Annotated in this window: 17 protein-coding genes and 2 pseudogenes; 18 read left to right on the forward strand and 1 reads right to left on the reverse strand. The window is 65.0% G+C overall.

What is annotated here, in order from left to right; all coding sequences use genetic code 11:
- Positions 1 to 7: 7 nt before the first annotated feature.
- From IBJ82_RS07155 to IBJ82_RS07215, 13 genes are all read left to right on the forward strand, one after another.
- Positions 8 to 664 (forward strand): hypothetical protein, encoded by a 657-nt coding sequence (locus IBJ82_RS07155; protein ID WP_194825059.1) that lies wholly within the window; start codon positions 8 to 10, stop codon positions 662 to 664.
- Entirely contained in the window at positions 661 to 978 is a 318-nt protein-coding gene (locus IBJ82_RS07160) for a LysM peptidoglycan-binding domain-containing protein (RefSeq protein WP_194825060.1), read from the forward strand. The genes IBJ82_RS07155 and IBJ82_RS07160 overlap by 4 nt, the downstream gene beginning before the upstream one ends.
- Positions 979 to 982: 4 nt before the next feature.
- Entirely contained in the window at positions 983 to 2,098 is a 1,116-nt protein-coding gene (locus IBJ82_RS07165; protein WP_228536472.1) for a hypothetical protein, read from the forward strand.
- Positions 2,095 to 2,613: a phage baseplate assembly protein V gene (locus tag IBJ82_RS07170; RefSeq protein WP_194825062.1), complete on the forward strand. Its 519-nt coding sequence runs from the start codon at positions 2,095 to 2,097 to the stop codon at positions 2,611 to 2,613. Before IBJ82_RS07165 ends, IBJ82_RS07170 begins: the two co-directional genes overlap by 4 nt.
- Positions 2,614 to 2,625: 12 nt before the next feature.
- Positions 2,626 to 2,949 (forward strand): hypothetical protein, encoded by a 324-nt coding sequence (locus tag IBJ82_RS07175; RefSeq protein ID WP_194825063.1) that lies wholly within the window; start codon positions 2,626 to 2,628, stop codon positions 2,947 to 2,949.
- 7 nt (positions 2,950 to 2,956) lie between these two features.
- On the forward strand, positions 2,957 to 3,319 hold the full coding sequence (locus IBJ82_RS07180; protein ID WP_194825064.1) for a GPW/gp25 family protein: 363 nt from the start codon (positions 2,957 to 2,959) through the stop codon (positions 3,317 to 3,319).
- Positions 3,316 to 5,793, forward strand: a complete 2,478-nt coding sequence (locus IBJ82_RS07185) for a putative baseplate assembly protein (RefSeq protein WP_194825065.1) — start codon at positions 3,316 to 3,318, stop codon at positions 5,791 to 5,793. Before IBJ82_RS07180 ends, IBJ82_RS07185 begins: the two co-directional genes overlap by 4 nt.
- 110 nt (positions 5,794 to 5,903) lie before the next feature.
- Positions 5,904 to 8,924 carry a putative baseplate assembly protein gene (locus IBJ82_RS07190; protein WP_194825066.1) on the forward strand — a complete coding sequence of 1,007 codons (3,021 nt, stop codon included), beginning with the start codon at positions 5,904 to 5,906 and terminating at the stop codon, positions 8,922 to 8,924.
- Positions 8,921 to 11,104, forward strand: coding sequence for a hypothetical protein (locus IBJ82_RS07195; RefSeq protein WP_194825067.1), 2,184 nt, complete (start codon positions 8,921 to 8,923; stop codon positions 11,102 to 11,104). Before IBJ82_RS07190 ends, IBJ82_RS07195 begins: the two co-directional genes overlap by 4 nt.
- Positions 11,105 to 11,113: 9 nt before the next feature.
- Positions 11,114 to 12,451, forward strand: a complete 1,338-nt coding sequence (locus IBJ82_RS07200) for a DUF6519 domain-containing protein (RefSeq protein ID WP_194825068.1) — start codon at positions 11,114 to 11,116, stop codon at positions 12,449 to 12,451.
- Positions 12,452 to 12,472: 21 nt separating this feature from the next.
- Complete coding sequence (locus IBJ82_RS07205) at positions 12,473 to 13,945, forward strand: DUF4157 domain-containing protein (protein WP_194825069.1); 1,473 nt, start codon at positions 12,473 to 12,475, stop codon at positions 13,943 to 13,945.
- An 886-nt stretch (positions 13,946 to 14,831) separates the two neighbouring features.
- Positions 14,832 to 15,770 carry a hypothetical protein gene (locus IBJ82_RS34580; RefSeq protein WP_228536473.1) on the forward strand — a complete coding sequence of 313 codons (939 nt, stop codon included), beginning with the start codon at positions 14,832 to 14,834 and terminating at the stop codon, positions 15,768 to 15,770.
- Positions 15,771 to 15,807: 37 nt separating this feature from the next.
- Complete coding sequence (locus tag IBJ82_RS07215; protein WP_228536474.1) at positions 15,808 to 16,620, forward strand: class F sortase; 813 nt, start codon at positions 15,808 to 15,810, stop codon at positions 16,618 to 16,620.
- A gap of 180 nt (positions 16,621 to 16,800) precedes the next feature.
- Here IBJ82_RS07215 and IBJ82_RS07220 read toward each other — a convergent pair.
- Positions 16,801 to 17,102 (reverse strand): annotated as a pseudogene (locus tag IBJ82_RS07220) (ferritin-like domain-containing protein); the annotation flags it as partial.
- A gap of 44 nt (positions 17,103 to 17,146) precedes the next feature.
- On the opposite strand from IBJ82_RS07220, the gene IBJ82_RS07225 reads away from it, so the two are divergent.
- The 5 genes and pseudogenes from IBJ82_RS07225 to IBJ82_RS07245 all read left to right on the forward strand — a co-directional run bounded on the left by IBJ82_RS07225 (position 17,147) and on the right by IBJ82_RS07245 (position 21,871).
- On the forward strand, positions 17,147 to 17,476 hold the full coding sequence (locus IBJ82_RS07225; protein WP_228536789.1) for a TetR/AcrR family transcriptional regulator: 330 nt from the start codon (positions 17,147 to 17,149) through the stop codon (positions 17,474 to 17,476).
- Positions 17,455 to 17,766 (forward strand): annotated as a pseudogene (locus IBJ82_RS07230) (ornithine decarboxylase); the annotation flags it as partial. The gene IBJ82_RS07225 and the pseudogene IBJ82_RS07230, both read left to right, overlap by 22 nt.
- Before the next feature lie 607 nt (positions 17,767 to 18,373).
- Positions 18,374 to 20,230: an N-acetylmuramoyl-L-alanine amidase gene (locus IBJ82_RS07235; RefSeq protein WP_370585192.1), complete on the forward strand. Its 1,857-nt coding sequence runs from the start codon at positions 18,374 to 18,376 to the stop codon at positions 20,228 to 20,230.
- 171 nt (positions 20,231 to 20,401) lie between these two features.
- On the forward strand, positions 20,402 to 20,674 hold the full coding sequence (locus IBJ82_RS07240; RefSeq protein WP_370585193.1) for a hypothetical protein: 273 nt from the start codon (positions 20,402 to 20,404) through the stop codon (positions 20,672 to 20,674).
- A gap of 435 nt (positions 20,675 to 21,109) precedes the next feature.
- Positions 21,110 to 21,871, forward strand: a complete 762-nt coding sequence (locus IBJ82_RS07245; protein WP_194825072.1) for an STAS domain-containing protein — start codon at positions 21,110 to 21,112, stop codon at positions 21,869 to 21,871.
- Positions 21,872 to 22,174: the final 303 nt, after the last annotated feature.

Below are 22,174 nucleotides of genomic sequence, written 5' to 3' on the forward strand. Positions count from 1 at the left end.
ACCAGCCATGACCGCTCCCTTCTCGCCCCGCCTGCTCAAAGGTGGACTGGTCCTCATCGACCCACAGTCCGCAGTCGTGCGCAAAGTCATTGCACTGCAATACAACCCGGACACGCTGTCGCGCGGCCTTCAGGTGCGCGGGGTGGGGACCGAGGGCGGGGATCGGTCGGAGGCTTTGCGGCTGACCGGGCCGCCGACCGAGACGATCAAACTCGACGCCGAGATCGATGCGACCGATCAGCTCGAGGATCCGGCGCGGCATGCCGACGCGGCGAAGCTCGGGATCTTTCCGCAGCTGGCCGCGCTGGAGACGCTGGTCTACCCGACCAGTGGGCAGTTGGCGGCCAACAACAACCTTGCCGGGTCCGGCACGCTCGAGGTCCTGCCGATGGAGACCGATCTGGCGCTGTTCGTCTGGAGCAAGTCGCGCATCGTGCCGGTGCGGGTTACCGAGTTCTCGGTTACCGAGGAGGCGTTCGACGCGGCGCTCAATCCGATCCGGGCGAAGGTCAGCCTGGGGTTGCGGGTGCTCTCGGTCGACGACGTCGGATTTACGCACAAGGGCGGTGATCTGTTCATGAGCTATCTGCGGCAAAAGGAAGAGTTCGCTCGCCGGGGCGGCACGGTGCTCGGCGCTCTCGGCCTGACGGGAGTGCCCTCGTGACCACCGATTTTCCGGCGACGAGCCGCTACGTGACCATCCCGACCGCCACTCACGACGTGGATGGCCGGACCACCCGATATCTGACGCGACGCTTCCTTCCACAACCCGAGGAGCTCGCGCTGCTGCACACGCACACCGTCGCCGAAGGTGAGCGCCTGGACAACGTCACCGCCCGGTACCTCGGTGATCCGGAACAGTTCTGGCGGATCGCGGACGCGAACCGGGCGCTGCGCCCCGACGATCTGCTCGCCGTGGTCGGCAGGGAGCTACGGATCACGCTGCCCGCGGGATTTCCGGGAGCCCGAGATGCTTAGGGCGGTGAACCTGACCCTGATGGTCGGACCCGCGGTCGCGGTTCCGGTGCCCCGGTCTGTGGTCGAGGCGCTGACTTCGGTCGAGGTCACCGCGCAGGACGAGGGTGTCGGCGGATTCTCGCTGTCGTTCAGCCTCGACAATCGCTCGGTCCTGCCGACCCTGTTCCTGATCGCTGGCGGCAGTCCGATTCCCATCGTCCGGGTGGTGCTGGTGGCGACGGTGAACGGTACGCCCGAAGTCCTCGTCGACGGGGTAGTCACCAAGACCCAGATCGTGCCGGGAGGCGATGGCAGGCATTCGGCGCTGCAGGTGATCGGCGAGGATCTCACCACGATCATGGACCAGATCGAGTTGACCGGTCTGCCCTACCCGGCGATGCCGGGCGAGGCGATCGTCGCGCTCGTGCTGGCCAAATACGCCGCGCTCGGTGTCGTTCCGCTGATCATTCCGAGCATCATGCTCGACGTCCCCATCCCGACCAGCCGCATACCCGCGCAGCGCGGCACCGATCTGGAATACCTTCGGCTCCTCGCCGAACGCGTCGGCTACGTGTTCTACCTGCAACCAGGTCCGGTGCCGGGAACAAGCACCGCGTACTGGGGACCGAAGGTGAAGGTAGGGGTGCCGCAGCCGGCCCTGAATGTGAATATGGACGCGCATTCCAACGCCGGCCAGATCACCTTCGGTTTCAACAGCCAGGCTCGGTCGCTACCGGTCGTGTATATCCGTAACGATCAGACCGGGATTGCGATCCCGCTTCCGCTGCCCGATGTCGGCCCGCTCAATCCGCCACTCGGACTGCTGCAACCGCTTCCGGTGAAGTTCCGGAGCTTGCCGGAAACGGCCAAGTACTCCGCTGTGCAGGCCGTGCTCGTCGGCTTGGCCGAGGCCGCGCGCTCCGCGGACACCGTGACCGGAGACGGGAGTCTCGACGTGGCACGGTACGGCCGAATTCTGAAGGCCAGGCAGCTGGTCGGCGTACGCGGAGTCGGCACGGCATTCGACGGCCTCTACTACGTCACCAAGGTCAAGCACCGCATCAAACGCGGCGAATACAAACAGGACTTCACCCTCACCAGGAACGGCCTGGTGTCCACGGTCCAGGAGGTTCCGGTATGAGTAGTTCGCCGACGAAATACTTCGGCAAGTATCGCGGCACCGTCGTCCAGAACATCGACCCGGAACAGCGCGGCCGGATCCAGGCGCTGGTGCCCGACGTGTCGAATATCATCCCGACGACGTGGGCATCAGCGTGCGTGCCCGTCGCGGGAAAGTCCATGGGTACGTATTTGGTTCCGCAGATCGGCGCCGGCGTGTGGATCGAGTACGAGCAGGGCGATCCGGACTATCCGATCTGGACCGGCTGCTTCTGGGGGTCGGCCGCCGAGGTGCCCGCCACCGCGCTCGCGGGAAATCCGGTCAGCCCGAGCATCGTGATCCAGAGCGGGCTGCAGAACGGCATCACGATCAGCGATATGCCAGGACCCACCGGCGGCATCCTCATCAAGAGCACGCTCGGCGCGATGATCCTCGTCAACGACGTTGGCATCACCATCAGCAATGGAAAGGGCGCGAGCATCGTGCTCACCGGACCAACAGTGACCGTCAACAACGGTGCGCTCGTAGTGATTTGAGAGGAGAGCACAGTGCCCGGATTCATGGTGCATGTGGGCGCGACGGTGTTGTGCGCGCACGCGGGGCAGGCCCAACCTACGGCGCAGAACCCGCGCGTCATGGTCTCGGGACAGCCGACCGTGACCATGTCCGCGCCGTACGTCGTCGGCGGCTGCACCCTGCCGCCTCCGCCCGCGGCCAACGGTCCCTGCGTGACCGCGCAATGGGTGACGGCTGCGACCCGAGTCACCTCGGGCGGAGTGCCGTTGTTGCTCTTGGACAGTCAGGCGATCTGCGCGCCCACCGGGACGCCGCTGCTCGTCACCACCACCCAGACCAGGGTCACAGCAGAGTGAGGCACTGATGGACATCGACTTCCCGCTCCACTTCGACGCGTCGGGCCGAACCGCGACCACTGACTACGACGATCACGTGCGCGACATGATCGAACAGGTGCTGTTCACCAATCCGGGCGAACGCGTCAACCGACCAGACTTCGGGTGCGGACTGCTCCAACTGGTCTTCGGTGCGAACAGCCCTGAATTGGCGGCCGCCCTGCAGTTCACCGCGAACGCCGCGCTACAGCGCTGGCTGGGCGACGTCGTCGATATTCGTTCACTGGAGGTCGAGAGCAGCGATGCGACACTAACTGTCGCGACCAGCTATGTCGTGTTGCGCACGGGCGCCACCAGGGAGTACACCTTCGAACTGGCGAGCACGCGATGAAGCCCGCCGTGCCTGTCTGCGGCACACGGCACCGCCGTGCCGAACTCTTCGCCGCGCGTGACCGGCTCAACGGCCTCGACTACGTCGAGGCGCTCGACGACGGAACCTCCCTGTGCGTGCACTTCTTCGGCGACGTGCCGGAAGAACTCGGTGTCGGCAACATCAGAATCCTGGGTGGACGTCGAATCCGGAACCTCGAGGTTGTGGCCGTCGAGGCGCAATCGGCGAATAGTGGTGAAGTCGACGATTGCCTGCACCTGCGGCTCGATCGTGAGGGCGACTTCTCGACCTACCTGCTGTGTCTGGTCGACGAGGAAGAGCCGGAGAAGCCGCCGGTGGGCTTCGATCCGCGGTACGTGTGCGCCGAGGTACGATTCCGGATCGACTGCCCGGACGGCACAGATTGCGTGCCTGTGGCGGACTGCCCGCCGCCTGCACACGAGCCGATCGAAATTGATTATCTCGCCAAGGACTACGCCTCGTTCCGTCGGCTCATGCTCGACCGGCTCGCCGTGACGATTCCGGACTGGAGCGAGCGCCACGAAGCCGACCTCGGTGTCACCCTCGTCGAATTGTTCGCCTACGCGGCCGACCACCTGAGCTACCACCAGGACGCGGTGGCCACCGAGGCGTATCTGGGCACCGCCCGTCGGCGCCGTTCGGTGCGTCGTCACGCCCGGTTGGTCGATTACCGACTGGGCGAGGGAACCAACGCCCGTGCCTGGGTGACCGTACGGACCGACACCGATATCCATAAGGTCGACCCGAAGGATCTGCTGTTCGTGACCGCGCTCGCCGACCTCCCGGTCGACGGCCACGTCCTCACCGAGGACGAGGTTCTCGCCCACCCCGCGTCGACATATCGGGCATTCGAGGCGGTCACCGCAGCGCGCACAGTGTCTTTCCACGCCGACCACAGCGAGATCAGCATCTACACCTGGGGAGATGAGGAATGCCGTCTGCCCGAGGGCACCACCCGGGCGACGCTGCTAGACGACGACGGAAATGGTTGCCGGGTATTGCATCTCGTCTGCGGTGACCTCCTCGTATTCGAAGAGGTCAAGGGTGCGGTCACGGCCCATCCCGCCGATGCCGATCCCGCGCATCGCCACGCCGTGCGATTGACGCGGGTGTACGCGACGACCGACCCGCTCTTGGATGTGCAGGTTCTGGAGGTGGAATGGGATATTGCCGACGCGCTGCCGTTCTGCCTGACGGTGTCGGTGCGGCGCCCCGCTCCATCCTGCGAATTCATCCAGGGCATCAGTGTCGCCCGCGGCAATGTGATCCTCGTCGATCACGGACGCACCGTCGGTGCTCCGCTCGGCACGGTGCCAGCCGGAGCGACGGTCGGGGAATGCGCCTGCGAGGGAAGCCTCGTCGACCTGGTCGAACGCCCCGCACCCTATGAGCCGACACTGCCCGGGTCGCCGCTGACATGGGCCGAGCCGGTGGATCGAGCGCGACCGGCGGTGTCTGTTCTGCGGCGTGACCCCGGCCTTGCCGAGCCCGCGGTATCGCTGGCCATCGGAACACCGGTCGAGTGCTGGACCCCGCTTCCGGATCTACTGTCCAGCGACGGCGAAGCGCGAAACTTCGTCGTGGAGGTGGACGACGAAGGCGCTGCACACCTGCGGTTCGGCGACGGCGAGCTGGGCGCGCGACCTCCGGCTCGCGCCTCGGTGCACGCCACCTACCGGGTCGGTAACGGCACGGCGGGCAATGTGGGCCGCGACGCCATCGTCGCGCTGGCAGTGCGCGGTCAACGCTGGAGCGGTGTCAGGTTGTGGCCGCGCAACCCCATCGCCGCGACGGGCGGCGCCGACCCGGAACCGATCGCGGAGGCGAAAATGTTCGCGCCGTATGCGTTCCGCGCCCAGCTGCGCCGCGCGGTGACCGCCGAGGATTACGCGCGCATCGCCCAACGCCACGGCGGGTTGCGCGCCGCGGGGGAACTGGTGTGGACCGGTAGCTGGTACGCCGCTCGCGTCGGGCTCGACCCGGACCACACCGACGAGGTCGACGACGCGCTGTGCACGGCCGTCACCGAATTCCTCCATCCGTACCGGCGGGTGGGCCACGACCTGGAAGTCGTCGCGGCGACGAAGATTCCATTGGATGTCGAGGTGACAGTTTGTGTCCGAGCACACTATTCGCGTGGCGACGTGCGGCGGGCACTGCTCGCGGTGCTCGGTAGCGGCAGCCTGCCGGATGGGCGGCTCGGCATGTTCCACCCGGACAGTCTCACCTTCGGCACCGACGTGCGCGTCTCGGCGATTGTCGCCGCCGCGCAGGCGGTGGAGGGCGTGGCGAGCGTGTCGGTGACGCGCCTGCGCCGCTGGAACGAGCCTGATGACGGCGCCGTCGACAGCGGCGTACTGCGGATCGGTGATATGGAGGTCGCCCGGATCTCCAACGACCGCAATCTGGCCGAGCTCGGACGGCTCGAACTGGTGCTGGGAGGTGGGCGATGAGTACTGAATGCGCTTGCGGTTGTGGCGGATCGGAAGGGGGAGCCGGAAACCGGCCGGGCCTCGGCACGGTCGCGTATCGGGCCGGGACCCATGCGACGTTCTTGCGCGACATGCGTGCACGTTTGTCGGCGGCCGAGTATCCAGGCCTGGCTGGGCTGCGCACCCACGATATCGGCGACCCGTCTGTCGCCCTGCTCGATGCCTTGGCGGTCGTCGGCGATGTGCTGACCTTCTACCAGGAGCGTGTCGCCAACGAGGGCTACCTGCGGACCGCGACCGAGCGGCGATCCATCGTCGAACTCGCGCGGCTGATCGGCTACATTCCCCGTCCCGGGGTGGCGGCGAGTGTCTACCTCGCCTACACCGTCGCCGAGGGCGCTGAACCGGTGACGATCCCGAAAGGCGCTCGTGCCAGCAGTGTTCCCGGCCCGGGGGAGGAGATGCAGGCGTTCGAGACCTCCGACGATCTGGAGGCTCGTACCGAGTGGAGCACTCTCCGGATTCGAAGGACATGGCCGCAGACCGTCGAATCGATTTTCGCGAACGGGCTGTACCTCGCGGGCACCGCCACCAACTTGCACCTTGGTGACGCGCTGTTGATCAATATCAAACCGCCACCCGGGCTGCCGGTTCCGGTGCGGGTCGGGACCGTCGAGCCCGACGACGGCAACCAGCGCACTCGCGTCACGCTCCGTGAATGGGTCACCGGCGCCGATTTCGCGCGAATCCTGCGACAGGAGCTGGCGCCTTTCCGTGAGCTCACCCGATTCGGCATCGCGCATGACGGCGCGGTAGCGGTACGCGCATTGGATGCCCTCGACGCGATGGACCGTGAGGTGAGTGGCGATTCGACGCCGACCCGTGTGGCTGCGGCCGCCAGCGACGCGCTGGCGGCGCTGCGGCCGGAACGTGATGCCGCGCGCGCGAGCCACTTCGGACGGTTGGTGCCGTGGCTCTCCGGCATGATCGGGGTACTGACGCGAGTCAGCGAGTTTGCCACCGCCTCGAGTTCGGCCGATCAGGGTATCGGCGGGACCGACCTCCCTGCGACCGGGATCGACGACATCGTCGCGCCGCTGCGCCTGCCGCCCTCGTTTCCCCCGCGCACGAGCGCGCATCTCGCCCGCTCGTCCACTACCGCATTCGCCGCCGGATCGGATGTCTATCCCAGCCTACTGAGCTCGGGCACACCGTCGCTGTACAGCGCGCTGGCGAACCTGCCGGTCACCGAGCCGTCGCCGCTCGTCGTGGAGGCTATGCGCCGAGCCGCACCGCTGTTCGGTCACAATGCGCCTCGGCAGCCTCAGTACGAACCCTGGTTTTTCGAGGACGGCGAGGACGACGTCGGTGATGACAACGACGGGCAAGAGCCCAATCCGCTTGCCGGGCAGCCGAAATCGCAGCCATGGGACGAGTGGGACCTGGACAGGGACACCGAGAGTTCGGAGACCGCGTTCCTCGACGCCGCCTATCCGTCTGTGGCCGTGGGCACACCGGTGATCGTGCAACGGACCGATGATGACGTTCGCTGGATCCTCTCGGAGGTCGCGACGGCGACAACCTTCTCACGATCAGCCTACGGTTTGTCTGCGCAGACAACGAGACTGACTTTTACCAGTGACTGGTGGAAACCGAAAGATGAGGATGGCGAGGATGGCGACGGATTCGACGTCATCCGTGGTACGACCGTGTACTGCCGGAGCGAACGCCTCGAACTTGCCGAGGAACCGATCCGCGACGATGTGGTCGGCGGTGAGGTCGAACTCGACGGGCTCTACGAGGGATTGCGATCAGGGCGATGGGTGATCGTCTCCGGCGAACGTACCGATGTGCCGGGCACGAGCGGAGTTCGGGCGAGCGAATTGGTCATGATCGCCGGTGTTCGCCATGGTACGAGCTTCGTCACGCAGGGAGACAGCGTGATACGCCGACCGGGCGACACCCTGCACACCTACCTCACCTTCGCCGAGGACCTCGCCTACCGCTACAAGCGCGACACGGTCGTCATGCACGGCAATGTCGTGCATGCCACCCATGGCGAGACCCGGCGAGAGGTACTCGGCGGCGGGGACGCGACGGCGTCGCTACAGACCTTCGCGCTCAAGCAATCACCGCTCACCTTAACCTCCGCGCCGACCACCTCCGGCGTAGCGAGTTCGCTCGAGGTCAGGGTCGCCGATGTGCAATGGTACGAGGCGGACAGCCTGCTCGCACTCGGCCCCGCGGGTCGAGGATTCATCACTAGCATCGACGACACCGGCAAAACATCGGTGACCTTCGGGAATGGACGCCATGGCGCCAGGCTGCCCACCGGGTTCGACAACATCACAGCGACCTACCGAACCGGCATCGGCGGTCCCGGCAATGTCCGGCCGAATCAGATCAGCCTGCCCGCTACCAAACCGCTCGGTGTGACGGGCGTCGACAATCCGATCCGGGCCTCTGGCGGGGCGGGACCCGAGAGCCGCGACGATGCCCGTCGGAACGCGCCGCTGGCCGTGCTCGCTCTGGATCGCCTCGTCGGCATCGGTGACTACGCGGACTTCGCACGTACCTTCGCCGGAATCGGCAAGGCGGTGTCGGTGCGGTTGTCCGACGGTGTGCGCGAGGTGGTCCATGTGACGATCGCTGGGGCGGGCGACGCTCCGGTCGATCACACCTCGGACCTGTACGCGAACCTGCGGATCGCGCTGCGCCGCCACGGGGATCCCTTCCTGCCGATCCAGGTCGCGGTGCGCGAACTACTCGTCATCGCGCTCAGTGCCAATGTCGGTGTGCTACCAGACTATCGCTGGGAGACGATCGAGCCCGCGTTACGTGCGGCGCTGCTCGCGGACTTCGGATTCGATCGGCGCGAACTCGGCCAGGATCTGGTGCCGAGCATGGTGCTGGCCACCATGCAGGCTGTTCCCGGCGTGGAGTACGTCGACCTCAACGTCCTGACCGCGATCGACGAGGCCCGGATCGTCGACGGTATCCGGTCCGACGGCTCGTCGCTGGTGCTGCCTGGCGTCGATACCGTGCGGGTGCTACCGGCGCGATTCGTGGACAGGCGGATTCTGTCCGCGCAACTGGCCTACCTACAGCCGTCGGTACGCGACACGCTGATCCTGAACGAGGTGAGGGCATGACCAGGCAACCCGACTACCTGTACCACCTGCTCCCGTACGTCCACCGGGTCCGCGATGCCGAGGGCGGCTACGCGCTGCGAGACCTACTACGGGTGGCGGGCGAACAGCTCGACATCCTCGAAGCGGATATCGAAGGGCTGTACGCCGATTGGTTCATCGAAACCTGTTCGGACTGGGCCGTCCCCTACATCGGTGACCTCATCGGTTACCGCCCGGTGCACGCGGGCGGCGGCGAAGCGAAGATCCTGGTGCCCCGGCGGGAGGTGGCCAAGACCATCGGATCCCGCCGCCGCAAGGGCACGCTGGCGCTACTGGAGGAGCTCGCGTCAGACGTAGCGGCCTGGCCGGCGCGTGCCGTGGAATTCTATCGCCTGCTGGGCTGGACCCAGCATCTCGACCATCGATACCCGGACCGCGGCCGGTACCTCGACGTACGAACGCCACCCCAGGACGAGCCCTTCGAGACCGCCGCACACACCGTGGACGTGCGGCGGCTCACCTCGCATCGCACGACGGGGCATTTCAATATTCCGAGCGTCGGTGTCTTCGTCTGGCGACTGCGCTCCTACCCGGTGACCTGGACACCGGCCTGCTGTGTGGAACGGGAAGGAACACAGTGCTACACGTTCAGCGTGCTCGGCAACGACAGCTCGCTGTTCACCCGACCGGTGGTGGAGACGAATCCGGTGCGCATCGCCGAGGAGATCAATGTCCCGGCGCGAATCCGGCTGCGCGCCTTCGAGCATCGGCTGTCGGAACATCCGCTCGTCAGCGTGGCTTCGGCCACTTACTACGGCAAGGATCGCAGCCTCGCGATCGAGGTGCGGGGCTGGCCGAAACGCGGGGTGAACGGAATAATCGACGCGCGCAACGTCATTCCCGCAGATCTGTCGCAATGGCACCGATACCGCGCACCCCGCGGCAAGGTCCTCGTCGATACCGAACGCGGGCGCATGGTGTTCCCGCTGGGCCAGTCGCCGAAGGGCGTCGCGGTCAGCTACCGGTATGGGTTCAGCGCCGAAATCGGCGGTGGCGAGTATCGGCGACCACTGGCCCAGCCGCTCGGCGCGTGGTTGTATCGGGTCAGGCAACGAGACCGCCTGGCGGGGGAGTTCGCAACCATCAATGCTGCTCTGGCCCAATGGGATCATGACAAACGGCAGGTCGATTCAGAGACCGGCGAGTCGCCCCGCGGGGCCGTCGTGGAAATCGCCGACAGCGGTGTCTACGCCGAACGGCTCGAACTCGAGCTGGTGGCAGGGGAGAGCCTGCAATTGCGCGCCGCCGACCGCAGACGTCCGGTACTGCGGCTACTGGACTATCGGGTGGACCAACCCGACCCGTTCAGTGTGTGCGGCGACACCGGTAGCCGATTCGTGCTCGATGGCATGCTCGTCGCCGGACGGGGAATCACGGTGATCGGTAATGCGCACCGGGATAGCTGTGCGGAGGACGATCACCAGCCAGCTGCTGCCGACGAGTTGTGCGACATCACGATTCGGCACTGCACGCTGGTTCCCGGATGGGACCTGGCTGCCGACTGCGCACCCGCGCGCCCAGAGGAACCCAGCCTGACTGTCGACAACTCCCGCGCCGCCGTGCGTATCGAACACAGCATCGTCGGGTCGATCTGGGTGGCCGGTGATGAACGGCGCACCGACCCACTCCCGCTGATGATTTCGGACAGCATTGTCGATGCCACGAGCGTCGAGGGTCTGGCGGTCTCCGATCCAGAGGGACGGCTTGCCTACACGAAAGTCACCCTCGCCCGCTGTACGGTAATCGGCGAGATCATGGTCCACGCCATCGAACTCGCTGAGAACTCGCTGTTCACCGGGCCTGTGCGCGTGGCGCGACGCCAGATCGGGTGTGTGCGTTACTGCTACGTTCCGCCCGGCTCGCGTACCCCCCGCCGCTACTCGTGTCAGCCACCGGCGGAGACGCAAGACGATTTGCCCGCCTGCCCAGCACCGTCTTTCGACAGCATGCGTTATGGCGAGCCCGAGTATCTGCGCCTGAGAGAAACGGTCGCGGATGAGATCCTGCGTGGCGCCGACGACGAGTCGGAGGTCGGCGTCTTCCACGACCTCTGTCAACCGCAGCGCTTGGACAATCTGCGGACCCGACTGGACGAGTACACACCAGCCGGTATGGCCACCGGCATCTTCTACGCGAGTTAGGGGTACACCATGAAGGGCGATTTCACACGGGATACATTCGACCCGCGCAACCACTACACCCGCGTATTCATGCAGCAGGGACGCGTGCAGGTTGACGCTGACTGGAACGAACAGGCGTCGATCGCTCAGCGCTATCTGCGCGTATTCGTGACGGATGTCGTCGGGCAGCATGGTGGTCCGGCGGGTGATGGTGGGTTCCAAATCGCCGTCTCCGATGCCGGTGACCTGACTGTCGGCGTGGGTCGGTACTATGTCCAGGGTCTTCTTTGCGAGAATGAGAATAAGATCGGCTATACCGAGCAACCCAGCTATCCCTTCGAGCCCACGCTCGAGGAGCTGCGGCGGGCGAGCGGGTTCCTGCTCTACCTCGATGTTTGGGAGCGTCATGTGAGCTACCTCGAAGCGCCCGGTCTGCGTGAGGTCGCACTTGGCGGACCAGACACCGCTACCAGGAGTCAGCTGGTGTGGCAGGTGCGTGCATTGCTCGGCGCGGGTGAGATATTCACTTGCGCTGCCACCGAGGAATTCCTCGCCTGTGGTAGCGGACTCATGCGAGCGAAGGGGCGCGAACCCGAGCCAGCGCCCGATGCCTGTGTTATCGATCCCGAGGCGCGCTACCGAGGCGCGGAGAACCAGCTGTACAGGGTCGAGATCCACCGGGGCGGACCGGCATGTCGCGAGTACGCGTCCAGCGGCGCGACCTTCAAATGGTCGCGAGAAAATGGGTCCGTTGCGTTTCCTATCTTGCAACAATGGCGGGATAATCGCGGCTCCGTTGTCCTTACACTTGGGTCGGTCGGCCGCGATGCGCGTCTGGGGTTGAAAGAGGGTGACTGGGTGGAACTTTCCGACGACGCCACCGCATTGGCCTTTGCCAGTCCGCCGCTGCTGCAGGTCGCCTCGGTCGATCGGGACGAGTTCGAGGTGGTCCTCACCGGAGCAACGCATGACGGGGTGGGCACCCAGCCCGATTTGCACCCCGTCCTGCGGCGCTGGGACCACGACGCTGCGAGCGAATTCGAGGGTGCGCTGCCGGTAAGGGAATCGAGTGGTGACGACGGCTGGATCGACCTCGAGGACGGAATCCGGATCCAGTTCGCCACCGGCGAAGGTCCAGAACGGGAATACCGAACCGGCGACTATTGGCTGGTGCCCGCCCGCACCGCCACCGGCGACGTTGAATGGCCATGGTCGATCGGCTCGGCGCCGGATGCCCTACCCCCGCGCGGAGTGGTGCACCATTACGCGCCGCTCGCGGAGATGGCCGTCGATGACCGCGTGTTCACCGTGACGACTGACTGCCGTCGCCTGTTCGCGCCGCTCGAGAATGTGAACGGTCCCGCTTGACAAAACGTGCCGGAGGACGAGATGGAACATTCAGCTGAGCAGTCCAGACGAGAACCGGTGGCCGTCCCCACCGTTTGGGGGCGCGCCCGTAATCCTGTGGTGATAGCACCTACATGGCAGACACGTATTGTTCATCCGGTCGAAGCCATGGCGGTCGGCGCATCCGGTCACTTCGCACACGGCTTTTGTCGAATCTCGACACATCGTGATGTCGACGGACCGACCGACACGCCGCTGGGCGGGTCCTCCGCCGTAGCTCCGGCAGTGTGCCGCACGCGTGTGCCGTGGGAGATCAGCTCGCCAACAGACGCCGACGAGGTGGCGGCCGACCGCAAGGCAGCGACAGTTCGCTCCCGGCTACGGCCAGGAACTGCGGCCACGCCGCAAGCATTGGGCCCCGTCTTCGGGCACGACTTCAGTAACGTCAGGATTCACACTGACGGCGTAGCGGAAGAACTTTCGCGCAGTGTCAATGCTGAGGCGGTCACTATCGGGCGGCAGATCTTTTTCGGGCGGGGCGCATACGAGCCGCACATCGATCGTGGGCGCGAACTGATCGTTCACGAACTTGCCCACGTGACGCAGCACGATGCGAATCGGGCCCCGCGAGTACGTCGGCAGTTTGCCGGCTGTGCCGATTTGTCCGAGGGCCCCAATATGAGTCTGTTGTCCGGGATTGTGGTGCACCAACTAATCGAGAAGGACTTCGCCCTCCGCGTACCGGGCGCGTTGTCAATCGGCATTCCGGGCGGTTCATTCGCTCCCTACCGGACCGGAGGGACTACTGGCGGGCCGCCGAATGTCGTTCCACCGCAAACAATCGGGGGAGCGGCCGGTATGGGCAAACCGGATCTGGCTCGGAGAAACGAGGCGGGAGTGCTGTCGGTCGCCGAGATCAAGCCCGCGCTGCCGGATCATCTTCTCGAGGGGGAGACGCAACTGGCGGGCTACATCGCCCACGGTAACGCCACCGACCACGAGCAGGTGATGTGGCGTGCGGGTGCCGGCGTCACTGTAGTGGTGCCCATGCTGCCGTCGGTCTACCAACCGCCGCAGCTGGTCGTGCCTATTCCGGGTGCCGCGGTCGTCATCAAGACAGCCTGGTGTATGCCGGGTCTGCTGGCATACGCGGTCCAAGCGCTGCCTCATCCGTCGCCTAAGAGTGTCGGTGCCGATGAGCGAGAACGCGAACGCGAACGTCTGTCGGGTGAGGTCCAGGCTCGTAACCTGGCCCCGGTCGCTGTCGGAGCTGTCGCGGCGGTCGGTCTGGCGGTCGCAGGGCGAGCTCTGTGGCGCCATTTCTGGAAGGCTGTTGCGGTCCGATTCGCAATCCGCGGGGCCGTGGCATTAGGTCTGTCAGCAGCGGACGGACCACTGCCTTTCGGCGAGCTGGTCTCCCTTGGTCTCGCAGTAGTCACCATCGTGCAGATAGGCGTGGAATGGAACGAGCTGTGGCGGCAGGCTGACGCGATCGCTGCCTCTGAGGGTGCGTAGTATCTGACATGCAGTCTGTTGAGGTACTGAACCGGCAGAGTTTGGTGCAGAACATAACCAGCCCAAGATCGAACCGGCATGCCATCGATGCTTGAAGCCTTCGCCGCGGTTTGCCACGCGGTCGCCGACGTCAATCGATCATCAGCGACGTCTGCCGGGTGAGTCCGTGTGCGTAGCGGTCGAGTCCCCCTCCGGACACAACGCTTTTCAATGTATCACCCCTCTGACCTGCACATATAGATGTGGGTCGATGGTGCAGCCGGGTCGGGTAATTCGTAAAACCGCAGGCAGGAGCCCGTGGGGGTTCAACACGGGTCCATCTGAGAGATCCTTGAGAAAACGACGACATCAGCGGATCATGAACCCTCCCAGCCTCGGAGGACATCAACCGTTCGAGTTCGCCGCAGGCAACCCTGGCGAGGCCACCACTGCTGAAGGTGGACCCATGCAGAAACCGGACCTGCCCCAAAACCCTTCACCGGCGCACCCCACCCGCCGAGACGCCAGCACAGAACCGGCAGAGCTCGAAATCATCGTCCCGACGAATCCGCCCGTCCTCACTCCTGCCGCGGCTCGAGCGTTGATGCATCTCCTCACCGAACTCGCGACCAGGTCGCTGGAGCCGAACTCCTCGGCGACAAATGTCGATCCCCACCACGCCCACGCTGCAAGACCAGATATTGCCGACAACGGCAATCAACCTTCACCACGCCCACGCCCACGGGCAGGAAGCGGGTGAAGGTGAAACCTCATACCGCCGTCGAGTGGATCCGTTCATGCCGCTGGGTGCGCGGTAACGAACGTCCGCATCTGCCGAGTTGAGGATGGTCACCGGTCGATCAAAATGCGTTGTGCGCACGAAGTCTCCCCGCCGTAGGGTCTCCGTATGGTCGAGTACGTTCGCTGTGGAATATGCGAATCGCCCGCGGTCGACAACCGTCACCGCACCCCCGGCAGTTCGGAAGGCGTTCTGTGCACGGTGTTCGCTGAGCGCGTACTAGCGGACGGGCCGTGGCAGATCCGGCGTCCGCTGGTGGCGGTCGCACGCCGGGACGCGCTGGTCGCCCGGTTTCCTGGGCTGCACACTGTGAAGGACACGCCAGCGGTATTGCAACTGGGCGGATATGCCGACGGACGGTTAGTCGAGGTCAGGCTACGGATCAAGGTGCGTGAATATTCCTACGAGCGGTACATCTTCCATGTCGAGTACGCGCCTTCAGCACCGCAGTTGGCGGTGGCCGACCTCGATCTACCACCACACATGGTGGATCTGGTTTCTCGAGAGTCGTTGAAGACGACCCAAACCGAAGCGCGTTGGCTCCGAGTCGCTTTCCGGCATCTCGGCAAGTGGGACCCGGCGGACCCGGTGAAGGTCCCGGTGGTCCCGGTGGTCCCGGTGGTCCCGGTGGTCCCGGTGGTCCCGGTGGTCCCGGTGGTCCCGGTGGTCCCGGTGGTCCCGGTGGTCCCGGTGGTCCCGGTGGACCCGGTGGACCCGGTGGACCCGGTGAAGGTCCTGGTGGACCCGGTGGTCCGGGTGAAGGTCCGGGTGGTCCGGGTGAAGGTGGACCTGGCGGTCCCGGTGGTCCTGGCGAAGGCGCTCCGCAGGAAAACGGTCCCGGTGAAAGCGGTCCCGGTGAAATGGGCCCGGGTCCGGGTGGCCCTGGTGATAAGGGTGAAGGTGGTCCCGGTGGGAATGGATACACAATTCCGAAGGGGCATCCGGAAACCGGTGGAGGCGGTACCGCAACCGCTACGATCGGCCACTCCGAGCACAGCGCGGCTCACTCTCCCGCCGCCGGCCCGGCCGCAGCCGGGTCCGAAGTAGCGATCGACGGGGGCGCTCTCTTGTCCGGAGAACAGCGATGAGTGACGGTAACTCCGGGAGGAGCGAGTTCGAAGACCCGCCGAGGGAACCCGAAGCCTATTCGGCCGGATTCCACGGTGAGCCGGGTCGATTCGACGATGGGGTGGGATTCTTCGAATCTGGAACGAGCGAATTCGAAGCCGCTGGCATCCCGAAAAAGCAGGTGTCGGTGAAGAAGCGGTTGCTGCTCGTCGCTGTGCTGATGCTGATCACGGCGGGGCTGGTCGTGTTCGTCACCCGCGGCCAGCACGATCCGGGTTCCTCCGAACCCGGGGCGGTGTCGGTGTCGGTGCCGGAACCGGTTGCACCCTCCGACGCCGAGGGGTCGGAGTCGGGTTCCCCGGTGCCTGTGAGGCTGCGTATCCCTTCCATCGGTGTTGATCAGTCGATCGACGCGCTCGGGCTCAATCCCGATGAAACCGTCGAGGTGCCCCGTGATTTCCGCAAGCCGGGATGGTACAAGTTGGGACCTTCTCCCGGCCAACCGGGTTCAGCGGTGATCCTGGGCCACCTGGATTCCTTCGCCGGTCCGGCGATCTTCTTCCGGCTGCCCGAACTGCAGGCAGGAGAGCAGGTCGAGGTGATCTTGAGCGACGGCCGGACAGCGCAATTCTCCGTCACCAGGGTCGAGACCTACCCGAAGACGGAGTTCCCAGCCGAAGAAGTGTACGGATCGCATGGTTTCGGCGCCTTGCAATTGGTCACCTGTGGCGGGGTATTCGACACCGAGACTCGCAGCTACCAATCCAACATCGTCGCCTATACCACGCTGACCGAAGTTACTCCTGCCGCTGACACCGGCGCCAGGTAGCGATCGGCGGGCGGGCTCTTGCAGCACTTCGGGCCCGCCCGCCGTTGGATGATTCCGTGGATCCGGCCGTGGCTCGGCGGGGCAGCCGCGGCGAAGACATGGAACTCCAACCGGTAACCGCGGGTGGAGTGTCGATCGCCTCAGTGGTGGGTATCTTGTCGGGGGGCTGTGCGGGGATTTTCAGGTGAGTCCTGCGAGTTGTTGGGCGATTGCCGCGAGCCGGGTCTGGGCGGCCGAGACGACGCTGTGGCGGTTCTTGTGAGCTTGCTCGTAGGCGACGATCGCTCGGATGTCGGCCGAGTCGGTCAGTTCCTTCACCTCGGCTACGGCTTGGGCGACATTGAGTTCCCGTAATCGTTGATGGGCAGCTCGCCGGGCTCGAGGACGCCCGTGGTGGTGCGGATCGAACGAAACGCGTCGGCGGCGGTGTCGGCACCTTCGCGGCGGGTGACGTGCTCGGCGGTTTCGAGGGACATCCCGCGTCTTACCAGCTCAGACATCGGATTCGACCGTCGTGACCGATGCCATGACCCAGCGAATCCTCAACGCGGCGCTGGAACAATTTCAGGAAATCGGGATCGAGAAGACCACCATCGACGACATCGTTAAGCGGGTCGGGGTCGGACGCATGACGGTCTTCCGCAAGCTGGGATCCAAGGACGCCATCATCTCGGCGGTGATATCCCGAGAAGCGCAGAGTCTGTTCGAATGCATGACCGAGATCGCCCAGCGCCCGATCGGTCTCGAAGAACGAATCGTCGCCAGCGCAACCGAGCTCATCCGTGGCATCCGTGCCTTTGATCAGCGTGACGAGTCGGCACCCAACTGCCATCCTCCTTGCACAAGATGGGCATAGGTTTCGAACAGGGCTCGGTGTTTCATCTGCAGGGCGATCTGATCGATCCGGTGCGTTTACGCGGTTGCGCTGATCTGCTGATGACTACCAGCCCCAACGTGTTGATCTATGCGGCGCTCGACGGGTGGCGACGGCAGATGGTCGAATTCGGCCACGACCTACTCGAACAGGCGCTGGCCTCGGCGAGCAGAGTGCGCGCCGAACTCGCTGAGATTGCCGACATCAGTGTGATGCACGATGAGCTCCTCGGTGTCGAGGCCTCCCATGACCTCGATCTGCTCGACCGACTACCCGGGCGCGCACCCGGATATGCTCGTGGCGGGGTGCCCTGATCTGGTTCAGGTGTCCGGTGGGGTGATCACTCAGCGGCTGCCCACCATCGTGACTGGTGTGGCTCACTAATTGGCCTGCCTCCCACCCGGAGCCGTGCCGGAGTGGCTCGAAAGGGACTGCCCCACGCTCGAACTAGCAATGCCCTCCCGGCACGGACACCACACGTTCGTAGACCACGGCAGGCCCAGCGATGGCCGTCATCATCGGAATAGATCCACACAAAACGCTCTGCCACCATCGAAGCCATCGACCCGACCGGCCACGTTCTTGCCACTGGCCGATTCACCGAACGAGTGATGCGGACGCCTTGGGCGGATGTGGCTGGCATCCCTTTGGCGACAGAGGCTTTGGTACCGATTGTCCCGCGTTGACGGCTGAGCTAACACGTAGCTATAGTGTCAAGTAGCACTTCACACTTTGGTGTAATTGTGGTTGGTGTGATCGGTGGTACTGGTGTGGTCGATGACTGTGCACTGCCATCGACGCGGTTCTACCGAAGTGGAGTAGCTGGTGCCGAATTACGCGCGCAGACGGACGTATGCGCTTCCTCTGGTCGCTTTAGCTGTGGTTGCGGCGCCGGTCGCCGCCGCTTTTCTCGGCGACGCAGGGCAGTACAGCGTTTCCAATGACAGCGATTCCGACGGCTTCGCGAAAACGACGACCACGCAGGTCGGGCTGGCGGGCGCCCCGACAGTGGTGGTGCCGCTACGAGAGTTGGCAGAGATGCAGTTGCCCGACCTTCGGGTCGGTGATCTTCGGCTGGTGCCCGGCGCATCACCGCTTCCTACAGGTTCAGCGACCGGTCCGATCGGACTCATCGCCGCGGGCGCGTCCGAGTCTGTCACCAGCACCACGCCGGCATTGAATCCCGGTGTGGTGCCTGAGCAATTGGCCGATCGAGTCGGGCCCGAGGTCAAAGAGCTGACCCACCAGAGCCGATTCAGCATGATCGGGTTGACCGCGCCGGACCTCGAGGGAACCACCATCAGGGTGCGGGCCCGCCAACTCGACGGATCCTGGGGACAGTGGTTCGAGGCCGGAACCGACGACAGTGTCGCGGCTCGACCACCGGGCCAAGGGAACATGCAAGGTAGCGAACCGATCTATGTCGGTGACACCGACGCGGTACAGATCCTGAGCACGCATACACCCGAGCCCTCCGACCAACCCCGCCTGCAGGGTCCGAGCCCGATCGCGGGTGCGGACCACCTCGGTTCGGCAGGCCCGGAACTGACCGCGGTACTGCTCGATCCCGGTCACGGCGAGGAAGAATCCTCAGTGGTCGCGGCCCCGCCAGGAAATGGTGGGCCCCCGGTGATCAGCCGCGGCCAGTGGGGTGCCGACGAATCAATTCGGTGTGAAGATCCGACGTACGACGACGGCCTCGCCGGCGTGATCGTCCATCACACCGCAGGCCGCAACGACTACACCATCGCCGAGTCCGCGGCGATCGTGCGTGGAATTTACGCCTATCACTCAGAGACGTTGGGGTGGTGCGACATCGGCTACAACGCGCTCGTCGACAAGTACGGTCAGATCTATGAAGGGCACTTCGGTGGTCTAGACCGGCCGGTGCAGGGAGCGCACGCGGGCGGGTTCAATCAGAACACCGCCGGGGTGGCATTCATGGGCAATCACGAGTCCGAGGAACCGACTCCAGCCGCAGTCACCGCGATGGCGCAGATCATCGGATGGCGCACGCGCATAGCAGGATTGGATCCTCATGGGACTACCACCATGATCTCCGAAGGCACTGAATTCACCCCTTTCGAGCAGGGTGAACAGGTGCAACTGCCCGTAGTGTTCTCCCACCGAGATGTCGGTAACACCGCGTGTGCCGGGGACGCCGCCTATGCCCTGCTGGACCGCATTCGTGATCTCGCGGCAGATTTCAACTCCGGGGCGGCACCGAAACAAATGGTGGACGGGCAGGATTCGACGACATCAGCACTCGCGCAACCCGATCCCGATGCCTCGACGTTGCAGGCTATGACCGCGAAACTGTTGGCGCTGGGCGACAGCAACGTGCTGGCCAGGCAATGGATCGAGGCAGGTGGACCGCGGGGACGCCTGGGGCCGGCGGCCTCGGAGCCGAAGCCCACCGACGACGGTGGTCAGTACGCCCAGTTCGTCAACGGTTACTTGTATCAAGCTGCGGAGGGCCGGATTTTCGAAGTGGGCGGGCGAATCGGACAACGGTATTCCCAGCTCGGCGGTCACCGCGGTGTCCTGGGTGCGCCTCGCAGCAACGAATATCCTGTCCAAGCAGGCGTGCGAGTCGATTTCGCTCATGGGTCGCTGGTGTTCGACCAGAGAACCCAGATCGTAACCACACTCGGACCTCGTCCTGGCTCTGATCAGATGACGCCAGAGCCCACATCCGCGCCGCGAGTCGCCGTAACGACGCCTCCCGTTAGCTGACCACGGGCAGTGGCAATGCTCGAGCGGTACTTGACCGACGAACCTGTCCCAATTCCGCGAGCCCGACACCGGAAACCTGTATTCCGTCCGGATTCACCTTGGTGTCAGAGTTCGTACACGGCCGGCACCGCGCACTGGTGGCCCGTGTTCACTGCGCGTGGATCACCGTTGGTGTCGACACAGAGTCCACTCGAGGGGGATGAGGCCGAGTGCTGCCGCGCGAGCAACCTGGAAGAAATGCTCTACGAATTCGTCGTCGAAGGGCTGCTGTCGGCTCGGGCGTGCGCTGCATTCCCCGAACTGCAAGCCCTGCACGTCGGCGAACTGACCCGGCTGACCGGCTCGGTCGATGGCCGAGCTGGGTTTCGGTCGGTGCTGGACCGGCTGGACGACGCGATGGGCCTGACACCGATAGCCATCAGCCGACTGTTTCCAGTCACCTGACCCACCTCGAACTGCGAAGGCATGGACTGGGCGATTTTCCGGCCGCGACCCGGTACCGGTTTGAGTCGGCTGGCTTCTCCCGGGACGCGGACGGGGTGACCCGGCATTCGCAGCAATGCCGAATCACCCCGATATTCGAGGCCCGCGAAGCCGCGGATTGCGGGCTGCTGGCGATGAAACAGGTCGCTGCCGACACGAGTAGTCAGCGACCACTCATACCCGAATAACGCGCTGACCTGCCGGACTTCGGTGGCTTGGCGAGAATCGCACGACAGGGCATTTCGCTGGGTTCACCTGCGCAAAGGCCACAGATAGATCACGATCAGGCGGGCTCGACATGGCTTGTGTTGGAATGGGGGAAACCGCTCGGTCTTGAGTAGCGCAGGAGCGGGCGGGCGGTAGTAGGTCTGCCGGTGCCGAGGAATCGAGTATTCGATGAACGTCACTCGCCGAACACATTACTGGTCGAACACCATCACTGCTGAAGCACCCGACGCGGCTCAACGCCTGCGCGCCGAGGCCGAACCCTGCGGCCGAACCACCATCTTGCATGTGCGCGGGATGGCTGACGCCCACACACTCACCCCGTGGCGGCGGTTGCTGGAATCGGCGATCGGCGCGACCGCGATCGAGGGCGGCCGACATCTGATCATCGACCTGACCACGGTCGAGTTCATGTCCCTGCGCACGATCTTCGCGTTGGCCGAACTCACCCGCTCAGGCCAGCGGCTCGGTGTGGGCATCAGCGTGGTCGAAGCTAGACCGTACGCGGTGACCGGTCGCATCGTCGAGATCACCGGCTTGACCGACTGGCTGCCGGTCTACCCCGAACTCGTCGACGCCCTGGCCGCGGCTCAGTCCGAGCTTTCCCCGGCGGCTGGCGGAGCTCGTCGTGCAACGCAACGGGCAAGCCCTGGGCCGCCCTCGGCAACGACTGTGCGCAACCCCTCGGCCACCCGTCCCTTAGTTCCTGCCCCTCCGGCGGGATCGCTACTGCAATCGAGAACCGTCATGTCCGATCACCTCGACCGTTCACCGACACCGTCTATCGATACTGCGTTCGTGTCCTGGCCGGACCCCAGTCCGCTGCAATCATGGTGGGAACAGGTCATGCACGAGCACCTCATCGCACCTACGCGCGGCCGCCGCAGCGGGCAGAAAACATCTCCCACCGGATCGTCGGCGACCGGACACTGACGTGGTGATGTGATTTGGCGGGCCGCATTCGAGTATGCCCGGTCGAGGTCGATCCGACCAGCGACCGGGCGTTGCCTTTTCGCTGAAGGGTCGTCGCAGGGTTGTGAGCGCTACGGAAACCGACCCTTCACCCAGGAATTCGACTGCCCGACATCTACGGATGGCCCTGCCCGGTCGGTGTCAACGGCCATTCGTAAGTCCCCGCTGGTGGCCAACGGGAAGTCCCCACCCCCAGGCGGGGGTGGGGTGCTCAGATCAGGGGCGCTCACCTGCTTTCGTGCGGTGTTTCATCCGGTAGGAATC

Origin of the sequence: Nocardia sp. XZ_19_231, assembly GCF_015355705.1 — a bacterium.
Taxonomy (GTDB): domain Bacteria; phylum Actinomycetota; class Actinomycetes; order Mycobacteriales; family Mycobacteriaceae; genus Nocardia; species Nocardia salmonicida.